A 17465-nucleotide genomic window follows, 5' to 3' on the forward strand; every position below is an offset into this window, starting at 1 on the left:
TTTAGCATCCTTAATATAATATGAGCATACTTTTAAAAATAAGCTAGGCATTCACCTAGCTTATTTTTAACATAAAGAGCTTATTATATTACCCCACCTGATCCAAGTTTTAATTCATCAATAAGCCAATTTTAGATTGAAGGTGCTGTAAATTTTGCTGCATCTTCTTTTGTAGCAGGAACAGTTATTTTTCCGTCAACTATAGCTGTTCTGTATTTTTCAACTAAATCTAAAATATCCTTTGGAGTATTCTTACTTGAAGTACCTGCTATATCAACACCTTTATCTTTTAATGTAAATACTTTTGATTGACCGCCATCGAATGTTCCAGCTGCAATTCCTTTAACTGTATCATAAGTTGCAGTGTCAACTCTCTTTACCATACTAGTAAGAATAACATCTGCATATTTTGGAACAGTAACTGCTTGGTCTTGGTCAACGCCTATAGCCCAAAGTTTCTTATCTGCTTTAGTCATAGCTTTTGCTACTTTAAATAAACCAAGTCCAGTACCGCCTGCTGCATGATATATTACATCACAACCACCGTTGTACATGCTAGTAGCAAGCTCTTCTCCCTTAGTTGGATTAGCAAAGTCAGCAGCATATCTTATATCAAATTGAACGTTTGGATTAACAGTTTTAGCTCCAGCAATATATCCTGCTGCAAATCTATTTATTAATTCAAAGTCTTTTCCACCAATAAATCCAATTTTATTGCTTTTAGTCATTTTGCCAGCTATAACTCCAGTTAAAAACGAGCCTTCTTGTTCTTTAAAGTTAAGTGAAACTACATTTTTCTCCTTAACTTCTGAGTCTATTATGGCAAATTTTTTATCAGGATATTTTTTTGCTATAGCTGTCATAGCATCTCCCATTTGGAATCCAACACCAAATACGATATCGGAACCATTATCAACTAAGGCCTGAAGATTTGGTTGATATTCATCCTTCTTTTTTGATTCAATTGGTTTATAGTCTATGTTCTTTAATTCTTCCATAGCTTTCTTTATGCCTTGGTCTGCTGCCTGATTAAAGGATTTATCATTTAAACCACCTTCATCCGTTGCAAGACCTACTTTTATTTTTTTAGTCTGATTCGTGTCACCTGTTTCTTGTTTCTGACCTCCGCATCCTGCAAATAATGATACTGTCATTATAGCTGCGGCAGCTAATGCTAATAGTCTTTTTTTGTTCATTAGAAACTCCCTCCTAAAAAAGATATTATTATAGTATTTATATTTACTTAATAGATTATTCTACAACACCTTCGTCATTCCTTCCTGTTTTTTAATAGTTTTACATTTAATTGTAGTGTTGTTTTAACTTGGTATAGTGAGTAGTTTCTCATAAAGCTAGCCATCTCTGGGTTTATGATACACACTAATGCTTTATAATTTCTATTAGTAGTATATGTAGCAAATACTTTAATTAGAAGATTTGCTATTAAAGAATAATATATACAGAATTTACAGTAAAACTTAGACTTTTTTGGTCTGAATAGCATAGTAACAGTTTTTTATCTTTTCCATAATATAATATGTATTATCAAATGGAAGGAAGGAATATAATGAAGCTCCAGTTAGGTGATACTGTTATTGTAAATAAGGATAAAAAAGGAGACCTTTGGAAAATTGAAAAATTCTATCGAACTAATCCAAGGATTGTTAGGTTAAAAGGAATGACTAACCGTTCCATTATAGATATTTATGAAGACCAAATAATAAAGATTGATGAAGGAACTATTGGAAAACTTTCAGAAAGGAATAACCGTCACTGTATAGGTTTTCTTTCTGATATGAGAGAAATGCTAAGAAATGGAGATACTGCTGCTGAACCTAACAAAAATGTTGAGTCTATAAAGAATGATGAGGAAGATAAAAAAAACTGGATTTTTAACATGCCTGGTACTATACTTCATCTAGATAGCTATAAGCCTTTTATGGAAAAGTGTATTAAGCTATATAGGCAGCTTGGAATTCCTGCTGTTGGATATTATATGGATGCTTCTGAGTTTCCTAATAAAATTACAGAATTGTTAGAGAAAGAGCGGCCTGATGTTTTAGTTATTACCGGTCATGATAGTTTAAGGGATAATAAAAAACCCTTTTTAATGGAATCTTATCTAAACTCAAAATACTTTGTGGAAGCAGTTACAGAAGCTAGAAAATTTGATAGAAATAAGAATAGTCTTGTTATCATTGCTGGGGCTTGTAGATCCTTCTTTGAAGCTATAATGGAGGCAGGAGCAAACTTTGCAAGCTCTCCAATGAGGGTAAGAGTTTCTGATGTTGACCCAGCAATAATTGCAATGATAGCGTCTCTAACTCCAACTTTAAACTCCATAGACATTTTAAAGGCAATAAATCGTACCAGGGCAGGTACTGATGGCATTGGAGGTATTGAGACAGAAGGAACGCTAAGAAAGGCAATTCCAAATAAGAAATATGTCCCACCTGCCGATGAAGAGCCTCCTAAAAATGAAGCTATAGATACTCCTACTAATATTAGTAGAGGCCATCTTGATTTATACTGTCCTTTTAACAGTTGCCCATATAATTTTAAAAGCTTCTAAATTAAATAGAAAAGCTGTAACTTATATTATACTAAGCTACAGCTTTTCTATTTAATATCTACTCCCAGGCTGACGTAGATTCTTTAACTATAAATTGCATTAAGGAAAATTCAGCTTGTGATAAATTCATAGGCACTCTATCTTCTGAATACTCTGGACGATTAGTGTTACCATCTAATCCACCTGTATCTACACAACTTCGTATTATTCGTTCGATATCTAATTTTTGCAATACCTCTGGCTTTTTTTCAAGGGCTGTGATAGCTGCAGAAGTTCCATAAGCACCCCAATTTGATACAGAAGCCACTAAGGTAATATCTGCTGGAACTACGCAGGCTATAAGACTTCCTTTTGATATGGTTTTAGCTGTTATAGAAGCTAAGCTTCCCATTCCAAGTTCGTTTCCACCATCACCAAAGCCTACAGTAAGTATTCCTTTTGATTTTGCAGCAGCAAATAGTGCTTCACCATGAATAAATAGGTGAGAAGGAATTTCCCTTCCTTTAAAGGTATAGCTCTTACCATCCTTTGCTGGCCCTGGAAGCTCTATGGAGATGACAGCAGAAGGATTAATTTTTGATATTAGATCTTTTGCGGCCTCAGCTGCTATTTTTATATCTGTGGTGAAAGGATATATTCCAGCAACAGGAGCGTTATCATCACTAGTTTTTGAATGAAGTGCTGTGGTAATATCTGTTGGTACTAAACCAGCAGCATTTATGCATGCGCTTGCATAAGGTATATACTGTTTTGCAGTTATTATAATAGGGATTGCACCAAAAACCTCTTCTAATACTCTTGCAAGTACAGCAGCTCCCACTGGTCCATCAGTTTCACTTAGGCCTTCTGTAAGCCAGGTCAGTGAAGGAAATCCCGTTAAAATTAGGACAGGACTTCTTAGCTTAATAACTTTCTTTAACGCAATAGCACAATAGGTTGTAAGGGGATAGTGTTGCAACTTTCTAGCTGCATCATATAAGTATAAAATATTTCCTCTTCCGCTTAAATCATAACTAATCATCCTGTCCAGGCTTTCACCAAGCTTGTGTAATTGAAAATGATTAATGGTAGTTAATTTATTTAACGATATATCTCTACCCATTGCAAATTACCAGATGCCAAGCATCCAGTCCTCCTATCTGAAACAACATATTTATACCAGTGTATTCAGTTAGCAATTAAGTGTTACATTTAGTAGTTTACTAGAAATTATTGTAGTTATTAACGAAAAAAGGATTGAATAAAGATAAGCTATGGGTGAGCAAAATAACAGTAGAGTATCTTTTTTTATTAGAAATATAATCGTTAAGGAGTGGAAATCCTTAGGATCTAATATGAGATTTGTGTCAGTAGTTGATATTAATTATTTAAATTGAGGGGGAGGTAACATGGGCAATTTTGAAAGACCAAATGTGTTTTTTAGCAGATGTCTAGGTTTTGAGGGCTGTAGATATAACGGTCAAATGATAACTAATTCCTTTATTGAAAGTTTAAAACCTTATGTAAATGCTATCGATGCTTGTCCGGAAACTTCTATAGGACTAAGTACTCCAAGAGATTCCATAAGAATAGTATATGACAAAGATCAACTAAAATTATATCAGCCAAAGACCGGGAAAGAATTTACGAGGGAAATGAGTGATTTTGCAAAGAGTTACTTGGAGAATTTGAAGAATATAGATGGTTTTGTCTTAAAGAGCGCTTCTCCCTCCTGTAGCCATAAAAATGTAAAAATCTATAATGGAACTTCTGGAGTAACAAGGAATTCTAGAGGCTCAGGTTTCTTTGGTGGTAAGGTAGTTGAATTGTTTCCTCATGCTGCTATAGAGGATGAAGGAAGATTACATAATTATAGAATAAGAGATCATTTTCTAGGAAAACTTTTTGTAAATGCGGATTTTAGAAGGGTAAAGGAATCTAATTCATTGTCTGAGCTTGTAAGATTTCATAATAAAAATAAACTATTGATTATGGCAAATAGCCAAAAATACTTAAAAATATTAGGCAAACTTATACTAAATAATGAAGATAAGCCTATTGAAGTAATACTAGAAGAGTATGAAAAAAACTTAAAATTGGCCTTTAAAAAAGTTTCCAGATATACAAATAATATAAATGTTTTAATGTATGCATTAGGTTACTTTTCAGATAACATAACGAAAGGGGAAACAGAACTAATACTAGATTCTTTAGAAAAGTATAGAGAAGGAAAGCTTACAGTAAATACACCTATGCTGCTCATAAAATCTTATGCAGTGAGATTTAATATCAATTATCTTTTAGAACAAACTTACTTTAATCCATATCCTGAGGAGTTAATTTCTCTAGAGGATTCGGGAAAGGTAAATGACTTACACCTATAAAAATGTATTAAAGTTAAAAAAAGTTTATTTTTGCTACAAAAATTAGGCCATACTATATATACCAAAACTCAAAAGGAGATATAGTATGGCTTATTTATGTAGCAAGAAATAACTACTCTTTAACTTTATTAGAGAAATAAATTAACAGTTGTATTAGATGAAAATAGATAAGAGTAATATCATATTATTTGGGTATTTTTACTGTAAAGTTAGTACCCTCATTAATTTTACTTTCTACAGTTATAATTCCTTTATGGGCTTTAATAATGGATTTTGCTATTGCAAGTCCTATGCCAGAACCACCGGTTTGTTTATTCCTTGATTCATCTGCCCTATAAAATCTTTCAAATACATGAGGGATATTTTCATTTGATATGCCTATACCTGTATCTTTTACATTTACTATTGCAAACTGACCTTCTTCCCATAGGTTGACTTCTACTTTACCGCCTTTTTCAGTATATTTTAATGCGTTGGATACTAGATTCACTATTACTTGAGTTATCTTATCCTTATCTGCATTTACAAAAATACTATCTTCTTTAAAAGCTAAAGCTACTTTCTTATTTAAGAATTGTTTTTCAAAATTTAGGGCTATGTTATTAATTACTTCTCCTAAATTAAACTTAGTGATGACTAAGGATAGATTTTCACCCTCATACCTAGCAAGCTTTTCTAGATCTCCTACTAGGCGTTTTAGTCTTAATATTTCTTCATGGCAGCTTTTTAATCTGTCACTTGTTGGTTCCCATACTCCATCAATTAAAGCCTCCATATGGCTTTGAAGTGTTGAAAGGGGAGTCCTCAGTTCATGTGAGATATCCTTTGTAAGTCTTTTTCTTAGCTTTTCCTGTCCATTAAGAGAGGTTCCAAGGTTATTAATGGTAGTAGTAAGGTTATGTATTTCTTCTATATCGGTTTTAGTTTCTATTTTTTCATCATAGTTTCCTCTTGAAATCATTTCTGCTGCATCTATAACCTTTAATATTGGTCGGCTTAATCTTTCAGCCATAAGAAATCCGAATATAAAAGCGATAAGTAAAGAAAAGACACCAACTAGTAGCAACATTTTATTTAGTGTTTTTATATATGAAATATCATTGCTGCCATAGAAAAAAGGACCATAGTAGCCTATTTCAATAGTTCCTATCTTACTAGAGTTGTTTATTAAAGGATACTGATTTTTAGTATATACTCCTTCCCAGCTTGGAAAGTATTTTTCCATTGAATTAGTAACCTTATTTTTTACCTCTTCGCATTTTTTTATATTATAGGTTTCTGCATCCCATATTATTTTGCCAGATATGTCTTTAACACTAATAAATAGTCCATTTTCTATTGAAATTTCACCAATGTTTTTAATACCATCAATGTTCCAATTTCCGTTAAATAAATATTGTTCACCTATAGTTTTAACAATAAGATTATTCCTTGTCTTATGCTGCTCAATAACATAATTTCTAAATAATCTTTGAAGAAAAAAGTTTGAAAGCAAACTAATGATTAGTACGCAGATTACTATTATAAACATATATGAAAATGAAAGTTTCTTCCTAAGTTTTTTTCTCATATTATTCTCCTTCAAATCTGTATCCTGTTCCATGTACAGTAACTATATACTGGGGTTCCTTAGGATTAGTCTCTATTTTTTGTCTTAAGTTTTTTATATGAGTGTCTATTACGCGGTCATAGCCATCATAGTCTTCGCCAAGAACTGCACTTATAAGTTCTTCTCTTGTAAAAGTTTTTTGAGGGTAGGTTAAAAATGTTAATAATACCTTATATTCTGTTATAGTTAAGTCTATAATTTCTCCTTTTTTTCTTACTTCCTGTTTAAGAATATTAATCATTAGATCATCATTATTTAGTGAGACTACATTTGATAAGGGGATAGCTTCCTCACTCACTCTCCTTAGTAATGCAGAAATTCTTGCCATAAGTTCTCTTGGGCTAAAGGGTTTAGTAACATAGTCATCTGCACCCATATGAAGTCCAGAAATTACATCAGTCTCTTCAATTTTGGCAGTAAGCATTATTATTGGAACCCTAGATCTTTTTCTTATGCACTTACATATGTCCTCGCCGGTTATATCCGGAAGCATAAGATCTAACACCACTAAATCAGGGTTAACCTTTTCGAACAGGTCTAAAGCATCTTTTCCACGAAGAGCTTCAAATACTTCACAGCCTTCTCGTTCTAAGTAGGATTTTATTACTTCAACAATTTTATCTTCATCGTCTACTATAAGAATTTTTTTCGTATTCAACATAATTTTACTCCTATCTAGTTATAAAATATAATTAAAACTAACTATATTAACTTTAGAAAAAATTTAGTAAGGATCTAATTGTAGAGTATTAATTGTTATATTTATCTTACACCACTTTACAAGTAATTTAAGTTACCAAAAAATACAACGTACCAAATACCTCTTAATTATCAATACTAATATTGAGCAAACCAGCACTGATTAGGAGGTATCTAGTACTATGATTAGTATTGACGAAAAATCAACAATTAAAACAATAGAAAATTATTTAAGTAAATATCGCTCCATCTTCAATAAGCGGAGCTTTCATATATTTATTTTACTTGTTACTGCTATGCTTTCAACTCAAGAAGTTCGTTCTATAAAATTTTTATATGACAATTTTATCAAAAAGTATTGGAATAAAGTTCTTAATAGCTTTTATTATTTTTTATCCTATACAAACTTCTCGATAGAGAGCTTAATGTTTGCAACAGTAAAAATAGCAATCTCACTTATTCCCGAAGAGCTTAAGTCTACTATAACTATATTCTTAATTATAGATGACACACTTCAAGCTAAATTTGGAGATAAGTTTGATTGTTACGGTAAGCTTTTTGACCATACAAAGCATGATGGCACCTCTTTCTTAAATGGACATTGCTTTGTATCATTGGTTATAAGCATCCCTATACTCTTTTGTGGTAAAATCAAATACCTTACATTGCCAGTTGGATATAAACTCTATGATAAGAGTGAAACCAAACTTGAAATAGCTGGTAAGATGATACAAAACATTATGCTGTTACTATTAGATTACCAAGTTATAGTGTTATGCGATAGTTGGTACACTAAAAGACCTTTTCTAAATATGTTCAGAAATTATACCAATCTTTCTATCATAGGGGCAGTCCGTTCTGATACCAGCATATATGATTTATGTCCAGAACCTACTGGAAAAAGAGGACGCCCAAGAAAGAAAGGTTTAAAACTTAATATTAGAGATTTTGACTACACTAAAGAGGATGACTACTATATTGCAACTAAAAAGGTTTTAACAAATTTGTTTAATGAACCTGTTATAGTAACAGTAACAACTACAGATGTAGATAAATTCTCATCTGTAAGAGTTTATATTTGCTCCATAGAGCCATCAGATATACAAATTTTTAAAAACTATACTGTAGATGAATGTAAAGCTGATAAAGAAAGACCAACTCTTATTCCATTTTTTGCATATAAATTCAGATGGAATATAGAAGTGTTTTTCTATCAACATAAATTCTTTTGGTCTTTTGGTAACTACATGGTACGAAATAAAAAGGCAATAGAAAATTATACTAATTTACTGGCTATCGCCTATAGCTTTGTAGTAATATTGCCTTTTATTCATAAGTCTTTTTCTAAATATAAATTTCAAAGTCCTCAAGAAATTAAAAATGCTATCTCTTACCAAATATCAAAAGAATTAATATTAAGCACTTTCGTGCAAAAGATACAAAAGAGCAATATTAATCAAGAAGCTTTAGAGGCAATTAATTCCTTAATATATTTAGATGAGGTTAGTTAATTTTCTTGTAAAGTGGTGTTTATCTTATATAAATATGCTGAAAAGTTAGGAGGTTTAGTTTTAAACTTCCTAACTCATGCTAATAGCAGCATTGCTATAATGTTATTATTTTTTGGACTCGTTTAGTGCATTATTTACAGCTTCCATAACTCCCTTGCTTGATAGAGTAGCTCCTGAAACAGCATCTACCTTAGTTGACTGGTTGTCAATAATTTCTTTAGGAACTACATCAAAAACTTGCTTTCCCTTTGATTCATTGGCAGATAAAATTTCTATGTTAGATATTTTACCACCCTTTACTGTAACAGAAACTTTTATATCAGAATTTTTTCCATGTGCGCTTCCAGTGTAGGTACCATCTTTATATTCATTTTGTTGAGGTTTATTATTATTTACAGAAATGGCACTACTATTTTGCACAGATCCGTCTGTATTATTTCTGCTTATAGTGCTGCCTATAGAGTTTAATCCCGTGAAGGCAGCTATTGCTACTGCGCTTAGAAGTAGAGGATTGACCTTCTCATTAAATATAGTTGCCTGCGTGTTCTTTCTAGGGCAAGTGTCTATACACTTAAAACAATTTATACATTTATCAATTTTTTGGCCCTTACTTTTTAGTTTTACTGTATAATCTTTTTCATTAAGGATTATGTCTTTATAGTTAACTAGTTTTAGTGCAGAATTAATTAGAGTTTTATCTGGAATTTTAACATTAGCCGTTCCAATTGCCCACAGTGATGTTATTGGTCCAATAGTTGGATCAAAGGTTCCTTCTGAAAGCTTGCTGTATTTTACAGCCTTTTTTATAACAAAATAAGTATCTTTACTAACTTTACAGCTAGAAATTCCTGCATTTTCATTTATATTAGATACTTCACTGTTCTTTTTAAATAGGGACATCTTATCATCTATCATATTTAACCTATGTGTTGCTTCTTCGATAGCCTTATTACTTTTACTTCCATAAGCTTTTAGCTGTATAACAGTACCAAGTGCATAAAATTGCCTTAGAGTAGGGGGCTTATTATTATAAGTTTTAAAGTACAATGTTAAAACGAATATAAAAACTAGTATAAAGGGAACTACAAATTCCGGTTGCTGCAAGAGTCTAATCAATTTTTATCACCTCCATAGAGTGGGCTTTTATTATGGACATATTGTAACACTTATTTGTGTGGATTTTATGTGGTTAATAATTTAAGTGTATTTTTAAATTAAATTTAATAGTTGACAAAAATGTTATAATTGGATAACATAATGTTATAATTGATAATGAGAATCATTAATAAATGATAAAATATCAATAAAGGAGAGATTATACTAATGAAAAAAAGATCTTTAATTCTATCAATAACAACATCACTTTTAACAGTATCAATGTTAGCAGGTTGTGAAAGTAAGCCAGCTACTACCAGTACTGCTAAAGAGGCGACTAAGACATCTGGTGTAGTTAATGTCTATACTGAAAGAAATTATGATGTAGACAAGCAACTTTATGCAGATTTTGAAAAGAAGACAGGTATTAAGGTTAATTTAATAGAGGGAAAAGGTGATGAATTACTGGAGAGACTTGTAAGAGAAGGTAAGGATTCAGAGGCAGACATGTTTATTACAGCAGATGCAGGAAAATTACATGTAGCTAAAGAAAAAGGAGTTCTTCAGCCATCCTTATCTGATACTATAGCTAAAAATGTTCCTGAGAACTTAAGAGATAAGGATAGTAACTGGATTGGATTAACAATGAGAGCTAGAGTTATTGTCTATGCTAAAGACAGAGTGGAGCCAGAGCAGTTATCTACATATGAAGACTTAACAAGTGATAAGTGGAAAGGAAAAGTATTAGTTAGATCCTCAAGTGTTATTTATAATCAATCATTACTTGCTTCATTTATAGATATAAACGGAGAACAAAAAACAACTGAGTGGGCAAAAGGTATCGTAGCAAATCTTGCAAGAGAACCTAAAGGAAATGATAGAGATCAAGCTAAGGCAGTTGTAGCAGGTGTAGGTGATGTTGCAATCATGAATACATATTATGTTGGACTACTAGCTAATTCTTCTGACCCTGAAGAAGTTAAGGTTGCAGAAAAGATAGGAGTATTTTTCCCTAACCAATCAACTAGTGGAACTCATATTAATGTAAGTGGGGCTGGAGTTACTAAGAGTTCTAAGAATAAAGAAAATGCTATTAAGTTAATTGAATTCTTATCAAGTACAGAGGCTCAAAAGTCTTATGCTTCAGTTAACTATGAGTACCCTGTAAACAAAGCTGTAGAGCCTTCAGAGCTTCTTAAGTCTTGGGGAGAGTTTAAAACTCAAAATATAAACTTAACTAAGCTTGGAGAGAACAATAAGAAAGCTGTTGAAATAATGAATGCAGTAGGTTGGAAATAATTTAAAGGCAGTCTTTGTAGACTGTCTTTTCTCTCTAGATAAGACATCATGAAGAAAAGGATGTGAAAATCATTAATGAAATATGAAATCATAAAACAGAAGGTAAATTCTTGGGAGGGCTTAAGCTTTATATTTGTACTCTTTGTAACTTTACCTTGCATGTATATATTACTTCATTTATTAGATAAGCCTAATGAGAACTGGTACCATATAAAGACTTTTCTCTTGAAAGATTATATTATAAACACTTTGAAAATAGCAGTTTTTACTGGAATCTTTACTATGATAACTGGAACTACGCTGGCATGGTTAATTGCCGCTTATGACTTTCCTTTTAGGAAATTTTTTAAATGGTCATTAATTTTACCACTGACAGTGCCACCATATATAGCTGCCTACACATATAGTGGAATATTTAATTATACTGGCGTAGTTCAAAGGTTTCTTAGAGATACTATGAAAATGACTCTAGATCCTAATGCTTTTGACATAATGTCTATAAAGGGAACTATATTTATATTTACAGTTTTTTTATTTCCTTATGTATATATGATAACTAGATCATTTCTTGAAAAACAATCTGCTGCTCTTATTGAAAATGCACGACTTCTTGGGAAAAGTTCTATTAGTATTTTTATTCATGTAATTTTACCTATATCTCGTGGAGCTATTGTCGGTGGAACTTCGCTAGCAATACTTGAGGTACTTAATGATTTTGGTGTTGTATCTTATTTTGGAGTTCAAACTTTTAGTACAGCAATATTTAAAACTTGGTTTTCTATGGGAGATACGAGCACTGCAGTAAAACTGGCTTCTATGTTGATGTTTACAGTGCTTATAGTATTAGTTATAGAAAAGTGGCTTCGAGGAAGAAAGAGATATAGCTATACTACAGCTAAAGTGAGGTCCATTGTTCTAGTAGAATTAAAGGGTATAAAAGCTATAGGGGCATTTCTCTATTGTTTTATTATTTTAAGCTTAGGATTTATTATACCTTTGCTGCAGCTAAGTTCTTGGGGCTTTTTAACTTATAAAAAAGTACTTAATCTTAAGTTTATAGAAATGATGTTTAACTCAATATGGCTAGCAGTTGTTGCAGCGATTTTTATAATAGTCATGTCTGTAGTTATAGCTAATTTTTCTAGAATGAATAGTCATTGGATTTCTAAAGCCTTTTCTAAAATATCTATTTTTGGATATTCTATTCCCGGTGCGGTTATTGCAATCGGAGTAATACTTTTAATGGTAAGCATAGATCGCAGCATGGTGGGGCTTTATAAAGCTATTAATCCTAATTCAAAGACTCTTATTTTAAGTACAAGCGTCTTTATGCTGATATTTGCTTATATTATAAGATTCCTGGCTATAGGTTATCAGGCTGTTGAAGCTGGATTTGATAAAATAGGAATGAAATTTTTTGAAGCTTCAAGGACACTAGGATATACTGTTACTAAAACTTTTTTCAAAGTAGATTTACCTATGATAAGACCAGCACTAATTAGCGGCTTGGCTTTAGTATTTGTTGATATAATTAAGGAATTGCCACTAACACTAATACTTCGACCTTTTAATTTTAATACTCTAGCTACCAAGACCTATGAATATGCTGGTGATGAAAAGATACATGAAGCAGCAATTCCAGCACTTATAATAATTCTAGTTAGTATTGTTTCAGTTTATTTAATAAATAAAATAGGGAATAAGGAGAAGAAATAATGTTTATAGAGATAGAAAATCTGAACTTTAAGTATAAAAATTCCAAAATAGACACGCTTAAAAATATTAGTTTTAGCATGGAGAAGGGCGAAATACTATCTATCTTGGGAGAAAGCGGGGGTGGAAAGAGTACAGTTCTTAGATTAATAGCAGGACTTGAGACACCTTCAGCTGGAAGACTTGTTATAGATAACAAAACTATATTTGACAGTAATACCTTCATCTTACCTGAAAAGAGAGGTGTAGGAATGATATTTCAAGACTATGCACTTTTTCCCCATATGACAGTGGCTGAGAATATTAATTTTGGGCTTAATAATTTTAGCAAGAAGGAAAAGGAGGAAAGGGTTGTAGAAATGCTTGAACTTGTTAACCTTCAGGGTTTGGGGAAAAGATATCCTCATGAATTAAGTGGCGGACAGCAGCAAAGGATTGCTATTGCAAGAGCCTTGGCGCCAAAACTAACCGTACTGCTTCTCGATGAACCCTTTAGTAATTTAGATGCTCATTTAAAGGCGAAAATCAGGGAAGAGCTTAAAGTAATACTTAATAAAACCAGTATAACAGCTATCTTTGTAACCCATGATAGGGAGGATGTGAAAAGTATAGCTGATAAGGTAGTGGTTTTGAAGGAAGGGGTAGTTGTTAAATCAGGAAAAGTAGAAAATGTAATTTAGAGGACATCCTATATTTTATCTTATAATCATTTCTGAGTCATCCTTTGTGATATTTTTATGTTTTCAGTAAAAACATTGTACCACAAAGTGATGACCAGTTTGTTTTAATCCAGGACTATCCGCTCTAATACTAGTATCTGAATTCACATTTCACTTATATAAGTCAAATGTGTCTATCTCTTAAAGTAATTTTTTAACGGTCTAGGTCCTGCTATTATATCTCTGCCAATGAACAGTGTGCCATCAGCCTTGGTTTTAGTATTCCATTCCACAAGTACTATATTACCATCTGCAATTTCAATTGCCGTTATGCAACGGGGATGGATACAGCTTCCAGTATTGAAATAAGGAGGTTTACCATCTTCAGGAAACATAGGTCTGTGGGTATGTCCAGCAATAAGCATATGTTTTTCTTTTCTTACCCATTGGGTGAGGCTTTTTTCTATGAGATCCTTTTTTTCATAATTTTTGGCTGTACTTGTTGGGTCATTTACTCCAAATAATTCAAGTGGTCTCCACAGGTATCTAACCAAAAATCTACTTAATATCCACATTTGATCATTTAAACAATCTACCTGATGTCCGTGTAAGAGCAAAATTTTGTTATTTGTGGCTTTATACTTCAACACTAATCCTTCATGGATCTTTATATTTTCAAATAAAGAAACATATTTTTTCTCACGTTCATCAAAATACTGATATAAATAGTTTTTTATGAATTTATCATTTTTCTTTACCATGTCGTGGTTTCCAAAAATCATATAAAGCCTATTTTCTTTGAAAAACTTTCTCAGAAGCTTAAAAAGATCCTTATGGGTTTGAATTATATTAGAAAATTTATTATTTTCCCAAAGTTCGTCTCCATCGCCAATTTCGATATAAGTATAATTTTTATTATAATAATGGGTTAAGGCGGCAAAGTAAGGGTTCTGGTTTTTAGAAAAATTATCTGCCCAACTTCCATCGCCTCTGTGGCAATCGCTCATTAGAACAATCCTTGAAAAATCATCGAAAGAGATTTGCTCTGCTGACTGGAAAACTTGAGATACACGCTTTAATTTATTCATCTTCCCTCCATACTAAAGCAATAAATTCATTATCATATAAAATATACTTTACAATTTATTAATAAAGAACTGTTATGGACTGGTGATCAAGTGGAAACAGTATTTTCTATAGAAATATTATTAATTTAAATATTTTTTAAACTTTTACGTTTTGCAAATAATTTTTTGGTTTTACCTATATTTAAGATACTTTCATATAGCTTAGGGTCTTCTTTCTTAATTGCTTTTATTTTATCTGACATGTTATCATATGGGCCTGTGATTTTCTGATACCTATAACATAATAGTTGATTTTGCATCTGTATAATCCAATCTGTTTTTGCTGTTCGTGTAGTAGGTTGTGGTGTAAATGGTCTATTAAACTCTAATCCCACTGTATTTTCATTTATAGTAATTTCTTTATCAGAATATCCTACCTTATTTAGCTCTTTTGCAAATGCATTAAGCATCCTTTTATCTTTTAATGTTAAGGTCAAGCTTACTACTAACTCTGAAGGCTCCGAAAATTCACCAAGTTTAAAACATGCTAGCCACCAGTGTTTATACTCTCTTGTTAAAAGTACTTTATTATTCTTTTTTAAAGAATAAGACATCTGTAGATAATCTTTACTAGATACACAGTTATAAAAAGGTCCCTTAAAAACACCTGGAATATCCAGATCAGGTTCATCTGTTACATATACTCCTATCTCACAACCAGTAGCTAAACCATATTGACCCTTCCAAAATTCAATAAGCCATCTTTTTCCATTGTATATAAAATAAATAGGCTCGCAATCTATAATCATCCCTAGAGGTGCTGCAGCCTCATCATATAACCGACAATACCCCATATTTTTCTGCCATGCATCTATATTAGAATAAAATATATCGTCTATTGAATCATAAGAATAGCCAGCAGCTTTTACTGCTTCATCAAATTCATCATCACCAGTCCCATTTCTTGTTCTAACAATATTAGACATTGATCTTAAAATAGCCAGCCTTTTAGAGATAAATGAAAACATAATAACTCACTCACATATATTATTCTTTATAAAATATTATTCTTTATAGAATATCATTATGTTATAAATATTACACTTTAAACTTTATATTTTGAAGATATTAGGCTAAATTTGGAATTTGGCATAAAGAAAATAATAGTAATTTTATCTAAATAAGTGAAGTATTAAAATAAATTTAATGATAGTATAGATAGTATATAAGTTGTTTATAACCATTAACAAATTAGGAGGTAAGTCAATTATGAATGAAACAATGAAAACCTTATTAAACAGAAGAAGTATACGAAAGTATAAATCTGAACAGATCAAAGATGAGGAATTAAATGCTGTTTTAGAGGCAGGTAAATATGCTCCAAGTGGAGCAAACCAGCAGTCTGCATTGTTTATAGTGGTTCAAAACAAGAATGTTATTGAAAAATTATCAAAAATGAATGCGGCTGTTATGGGAAAAGAGAACATAGACCCATATTATGGGCACCTACAATAATTCTTGTACTTGCAGATGAAAGTAAAGCAACACCTATTGAAGATGCAAGTCTTGCTTTAGGCAATATGTACAGTGCTGCATATTCACTTGGAATTGGTTCCTGCTGGATTCATCGAACAAAAGAGATGTTTGAAAGTGAAGAGGGCAAAGCCTTACTGAAAGAATGGGGAATCAAAGGCGATTATATAGGCGTAGGGTCATGCATTTTAGGATATCCAGATTGTGACCATCCTAAGGCTGCCCCAAGAAAAGATAATTTTGTTGTAATGGTAAAATAAGAAAATACCTTCTATAGTATAGGGTATAAATCTCTCAAAAATAAGGAGGGACAAATTATGAAATTTAACTGGTGTACATTAATGGTTAAAAATATGGAAGAATCCTTAAAATTCTATAAGGATATAGTTGGCCTTCAGGTAGATAGAAGATTCAATGCAGGACCAGGAAAGGAAATTACATTTTTAGGAGATGGAGAAACAAAGATTGAACTGGTATGTGATGAATCCCTAAAAGAAGTAAACCTTGGACATGATATTTCCCTAGGATTTGAAGTGAATTCAGTAGAAGAAATGATGACTTTTGTTAAAGAAAGAGGCATAGCTATTCATAGCGGACCATTTCAGCCAAATCCTCATATAAGATTTTTCTACGTATTAGATCCAAACGGATTAAAAATTCAGTTCTCGGAAAACATTTAATATGGAGACCACTTTCTTCCTCAGGTAACTAAACATTGACGAAGAATGTGGTTTTTCTAACTATGTAGCCCAGTATAAGTTAACTATAGCAGTTTTTTATGCTATACTTTTTCCAATGATAACTGCTCAGCAGCAGGGATATCTGCAGGAGCCCATTTTAAAGAAAGCAAATCCTTTCTTTTCAGCCATATCAGTTTAGAATGTTCAGTAGCTGTAGGAGTACCAGATATCAATTTACAATTTACAGTAATTAAGTTTACTATAAAAGAATCATATTCATGAGTATTGTCATTAAATACATGGTCATATTCAACAGTACACCCCAGTTCCTCTTGTATTTCTCTTTCTATAGCTTCTTTCAAGTTTTCATCTTTTTCAACTTTTCCACCTGGGAATTCCCACATATTTGGTAAAGACATCCTTGGAGAGCGAAGAGCGCATAGTATTTCTTTATTCTCATTTTCTATAATAGCTCCAACCACTTTTATTAGTTTTTTCATTTATAATAACACCTCTCTTCTAGACAACTTTATCATAGATACATATTGAAATGCAATTTTATGCTTAATGGATAGAAAATGAAATACAGGATATTAATGTGTAATCTTTAGAGGGTTTTACATACAATAATTATTATAACTATTAAAATCATTGCATAATCCATA

General features: G+C 31.9%; 15 protein-coding genes and 1 pseudogene. 8 read left to right on the forward strand and 8 right to left on the reverse strand.

Annotated features, from left to right (window positions below; translation table 11 throughout):
• Positions 1 to 131: 131 nt before the first annotated feature.
• On the reverse strand, positions 132 to 1196 hold the full coding sequence (locus tag CLMAG_RS11410) for a BMP family lipoprotein (protein WP_066622137.1): 1065 nt from the start codon (positions 1194 to 1196) through the stop codon (positions 132 to 134).
• 371 nt (positions 1197 to 1567) lie between these two features.
• Between CLMAG_RS11410 and CLMAG_RS11415 the strand changes: the two genes are divergently transcribed.
• Positions 1568 to 2572, forward strand: coding sequence for a sporulation peptidase YabG (locus tag CLMAG_RS11415; RefSeq protein ID WP_066622139.1), 1005 nt, complete (start codon positions 1568 to 1570; stop codon positions 2570 to 2572).
• 58 nt (positions 2573 to 2630) lie between these two features.
• On the opposite strand, the gene CLMAG_RS11420 is transcribed toward CLMAG_RS11415, so the two are convergent.
• Positions 2631 to 3674, reverse strand: a complete 1044-nt coding sequence (locus CLMAG_RS11420; RefSeq protein WP_066622141.1) for a glutamate cyclase domain-containing protein — start codon at positions 3672 to 3674, stop codon at positions 2631 to 2633.
• A 286-nt stretch (positions 3675 to 3960) separates the two neighbouring features.
• Here CLMAG_RS11420 and CLMAG_RS11425 point away from each other — a divergent pair, with 286 nt between their 5' ends.
• Positions 3961 to 4935, forward strand: a complete 975-nt coding sequence (locus tag CLMAG_RS11425) for a YbgA family protein (RefSeq protein WP_066622143.1) — start codon at positions 3961 to 3963, stop codon at positions 4933 to 4935.
• Between the two features lie 184 nt (positions 4936 to 5119).
• Here CLMAG_RS11425 and CLMAG_RS11430 read toward each other — a convergent pair whose 3' ends face one another.
• Both CLMAG_RS11430 and CLMAG_RS11435 read right to left on the reverse strand, forming a co-directional pair.
• Positions 5120 to 6505 (reverse strand): ATP-binding protein, encoded by a 1386-nt coding sequence (locus CLMAG_RS11430; RefSeq protein ID WP_066622145.1) that lies wholly within the window; start codon positions 6503 to 6505, stop codon positions 5120 to 5122.
• Between the two features lies 1 nt (position 6506).
• Positions 6507 to 7205, reverse strand: coding sequence for a response regulator transcription factor (locus CLMAG_RS11435; RefSeq protein WP_066622147.1), 699 nt, complete (start codon positions 7203 to 7205; stop codon positions 6507 to 6509).
• A gap of 220 nt (positions 7206 to 7425) precedes the next feature.
• On the opposite strand from CLMAG_RS11435, the gene CLMAG_RS11440 reads away from it, so the two are divergent.
• Positions 7426 to 8754: an IS701 family transposase gene (locus CLMAG_RS11440; protein ID WP_082831782.1), complete on the forward strand. Its 1329-nt coding sequence runs from the start codon at positions 7426 to 7428 to the stop codon at positions 8752 to 8754.
• Between the two features lie 105 nt (positions 8755 to 8859).
• Here the strand turns inward: CLMAG_RS11440 and CLMAG_RS33685 are convergent, their stop codons facing one another.
• A complete protein-coding gene (locus CLMAG_RS33685; RefSeq protein ID WP_066622149.1) occupies positions 8860 to 9870 on the reverse strand; it encodes an FAD:protein FMN transferase in 1011 nt (336 codons plus the stop codon).
• A gap of 207 nt (positions 9871 to 10077) precedes the next feature.
• Between CLMAG_RS33685 and CLMAG_RS11450 the strand changes: the two genes are divergently transcribed.
• The 3 genes from CLMAG_RS11450 (at position 10078) to CLMAG_RS11460 (ending at position 13541) form a co-directional block, all read left to right on the forward strand.
• Positions 10078 to 11148 carry a Fe(3+) ABC transporter substrate-binding protein gene (locus tag CLMAG_RS11450; protein WP_066622152.1) on the forward strand — a complete coding sequence of 357 codons (1071 nt, stop codon included), beginning with the start codon at positions 10078 to 10080 and terminating at the stop codon, positions 11146 to 11148.
• A gap of 75 nt (positions 11149 to 11223) precedes the next feature.
• Positions 11224 to 12864, forward strand: coding sequence for an ABC transporter permease (locus tag CLMAG_RS11455; RefSeq protein ID WP_139264290.1), 1641 nt, complete (start codon positions 11224 to 11226; stop codon positions 12862 to 12864).
• Positions 12864 to 13541, forward strand: coding sequence for an ABC transporter ATP-binding protein (locus CLMAG_RS11460; RefSeq protein WP_066622154.1), 678 nt, complete (start codon positions 12864 to 12866; stop codon positions 13539 to 13541). The genes CLMAG_RS11455 and CLMAG_RS11460 overlap by 1 nt, the downstream gene beginning before the upstream one ends.
• Positions 13542 to 13714: 173 nt before the next feature.
• Here CLMAG_RS11460 and CLMAG_RS11465 read toward each other — a convergent pair whose 3' ends face one another.
• Together CLMAG_RS11465 and CLMAG_RS11470 are read right to left on the reverse strand one after the other, a co-directional pair.
• The gene (locus tag CLMAG_RS11465; protein ID WP_066622156.1) at positions 13715 to 14608 is read right to left on the reverse strand and encodes a metallophosphoesterase; all 894 of its coding nucleotides are present in this window, start codon (positions 14606 to 14608) and stop codon (positions 13715 to 13717) included.
• Between the two features lie 125 nt (positions 14609 to 14733).
• On the reverse strand, positions 14734 to 15615 hold the full coding sequence (locus CLMAG_RS11470; RefSeq protein WP_066622159.1) for a DUF4474 domain-containing protein: 882 nt from the start codon (positions 15613 to 15615) through the stop codon (positions 14734 to 14736).
• A 241-nt stretch (positions 15616 to 15856) separates the two neighbouring features.
• Here CLMAG_RS11470 and CLMAG_RS11475 point away from each other — a divergent pair.
• Together CLMAG_RS11475 and CLMAG_RS11480 are read left to right on the forward strand one after the other, a co-directional pair.
• Positions 15857 to 16380: pseudogene (locus CLMAG_RS11475) on the forward strand (nitroreductase family protein).
• A gap of 57 nt (positions 16381 to 16437) precedes the next feature.
• Positions 16438 to 16800 (forward strand): VOC family protein, encoded by a 363-nt coding sequence (locus tag CLMAG_RS11480; RefSeq protein ID WP_066622160.1) that lies wholly within the window; start codon positions 16438 to 16440, stop codon positions 16798 to 16800.
• Between the two features lie 101 nt (positions 16801 to 16901).
• Here CLMAG_RS11480 and CLMAG_RS11485 read toward each other — a convergent pair whose 3' ends face one another.
• Positions 16902 to 17300, reverse strand: coding sequence for a (deoxy)nucleoside triphosphate pyrophosphohydrolase (locus CLMAG_RS11485; RefSeq protein WP_066622161.1), 399 nt, complete (start codon positions 17298 to 17300; stop codon positions 16902 to 16904).
• Positions 17301 to 17465 lie beyond the last annotated feature (165 nt).

This window comes from Clostridium magnum DSM 2767 (assembly GCF_001623875.1).
GTDB lineage: Bacteria > Bacillota > Clostridia > Clostridiales > Clostridiaceae > Clostridium_AM > Clostridium_AM magnum.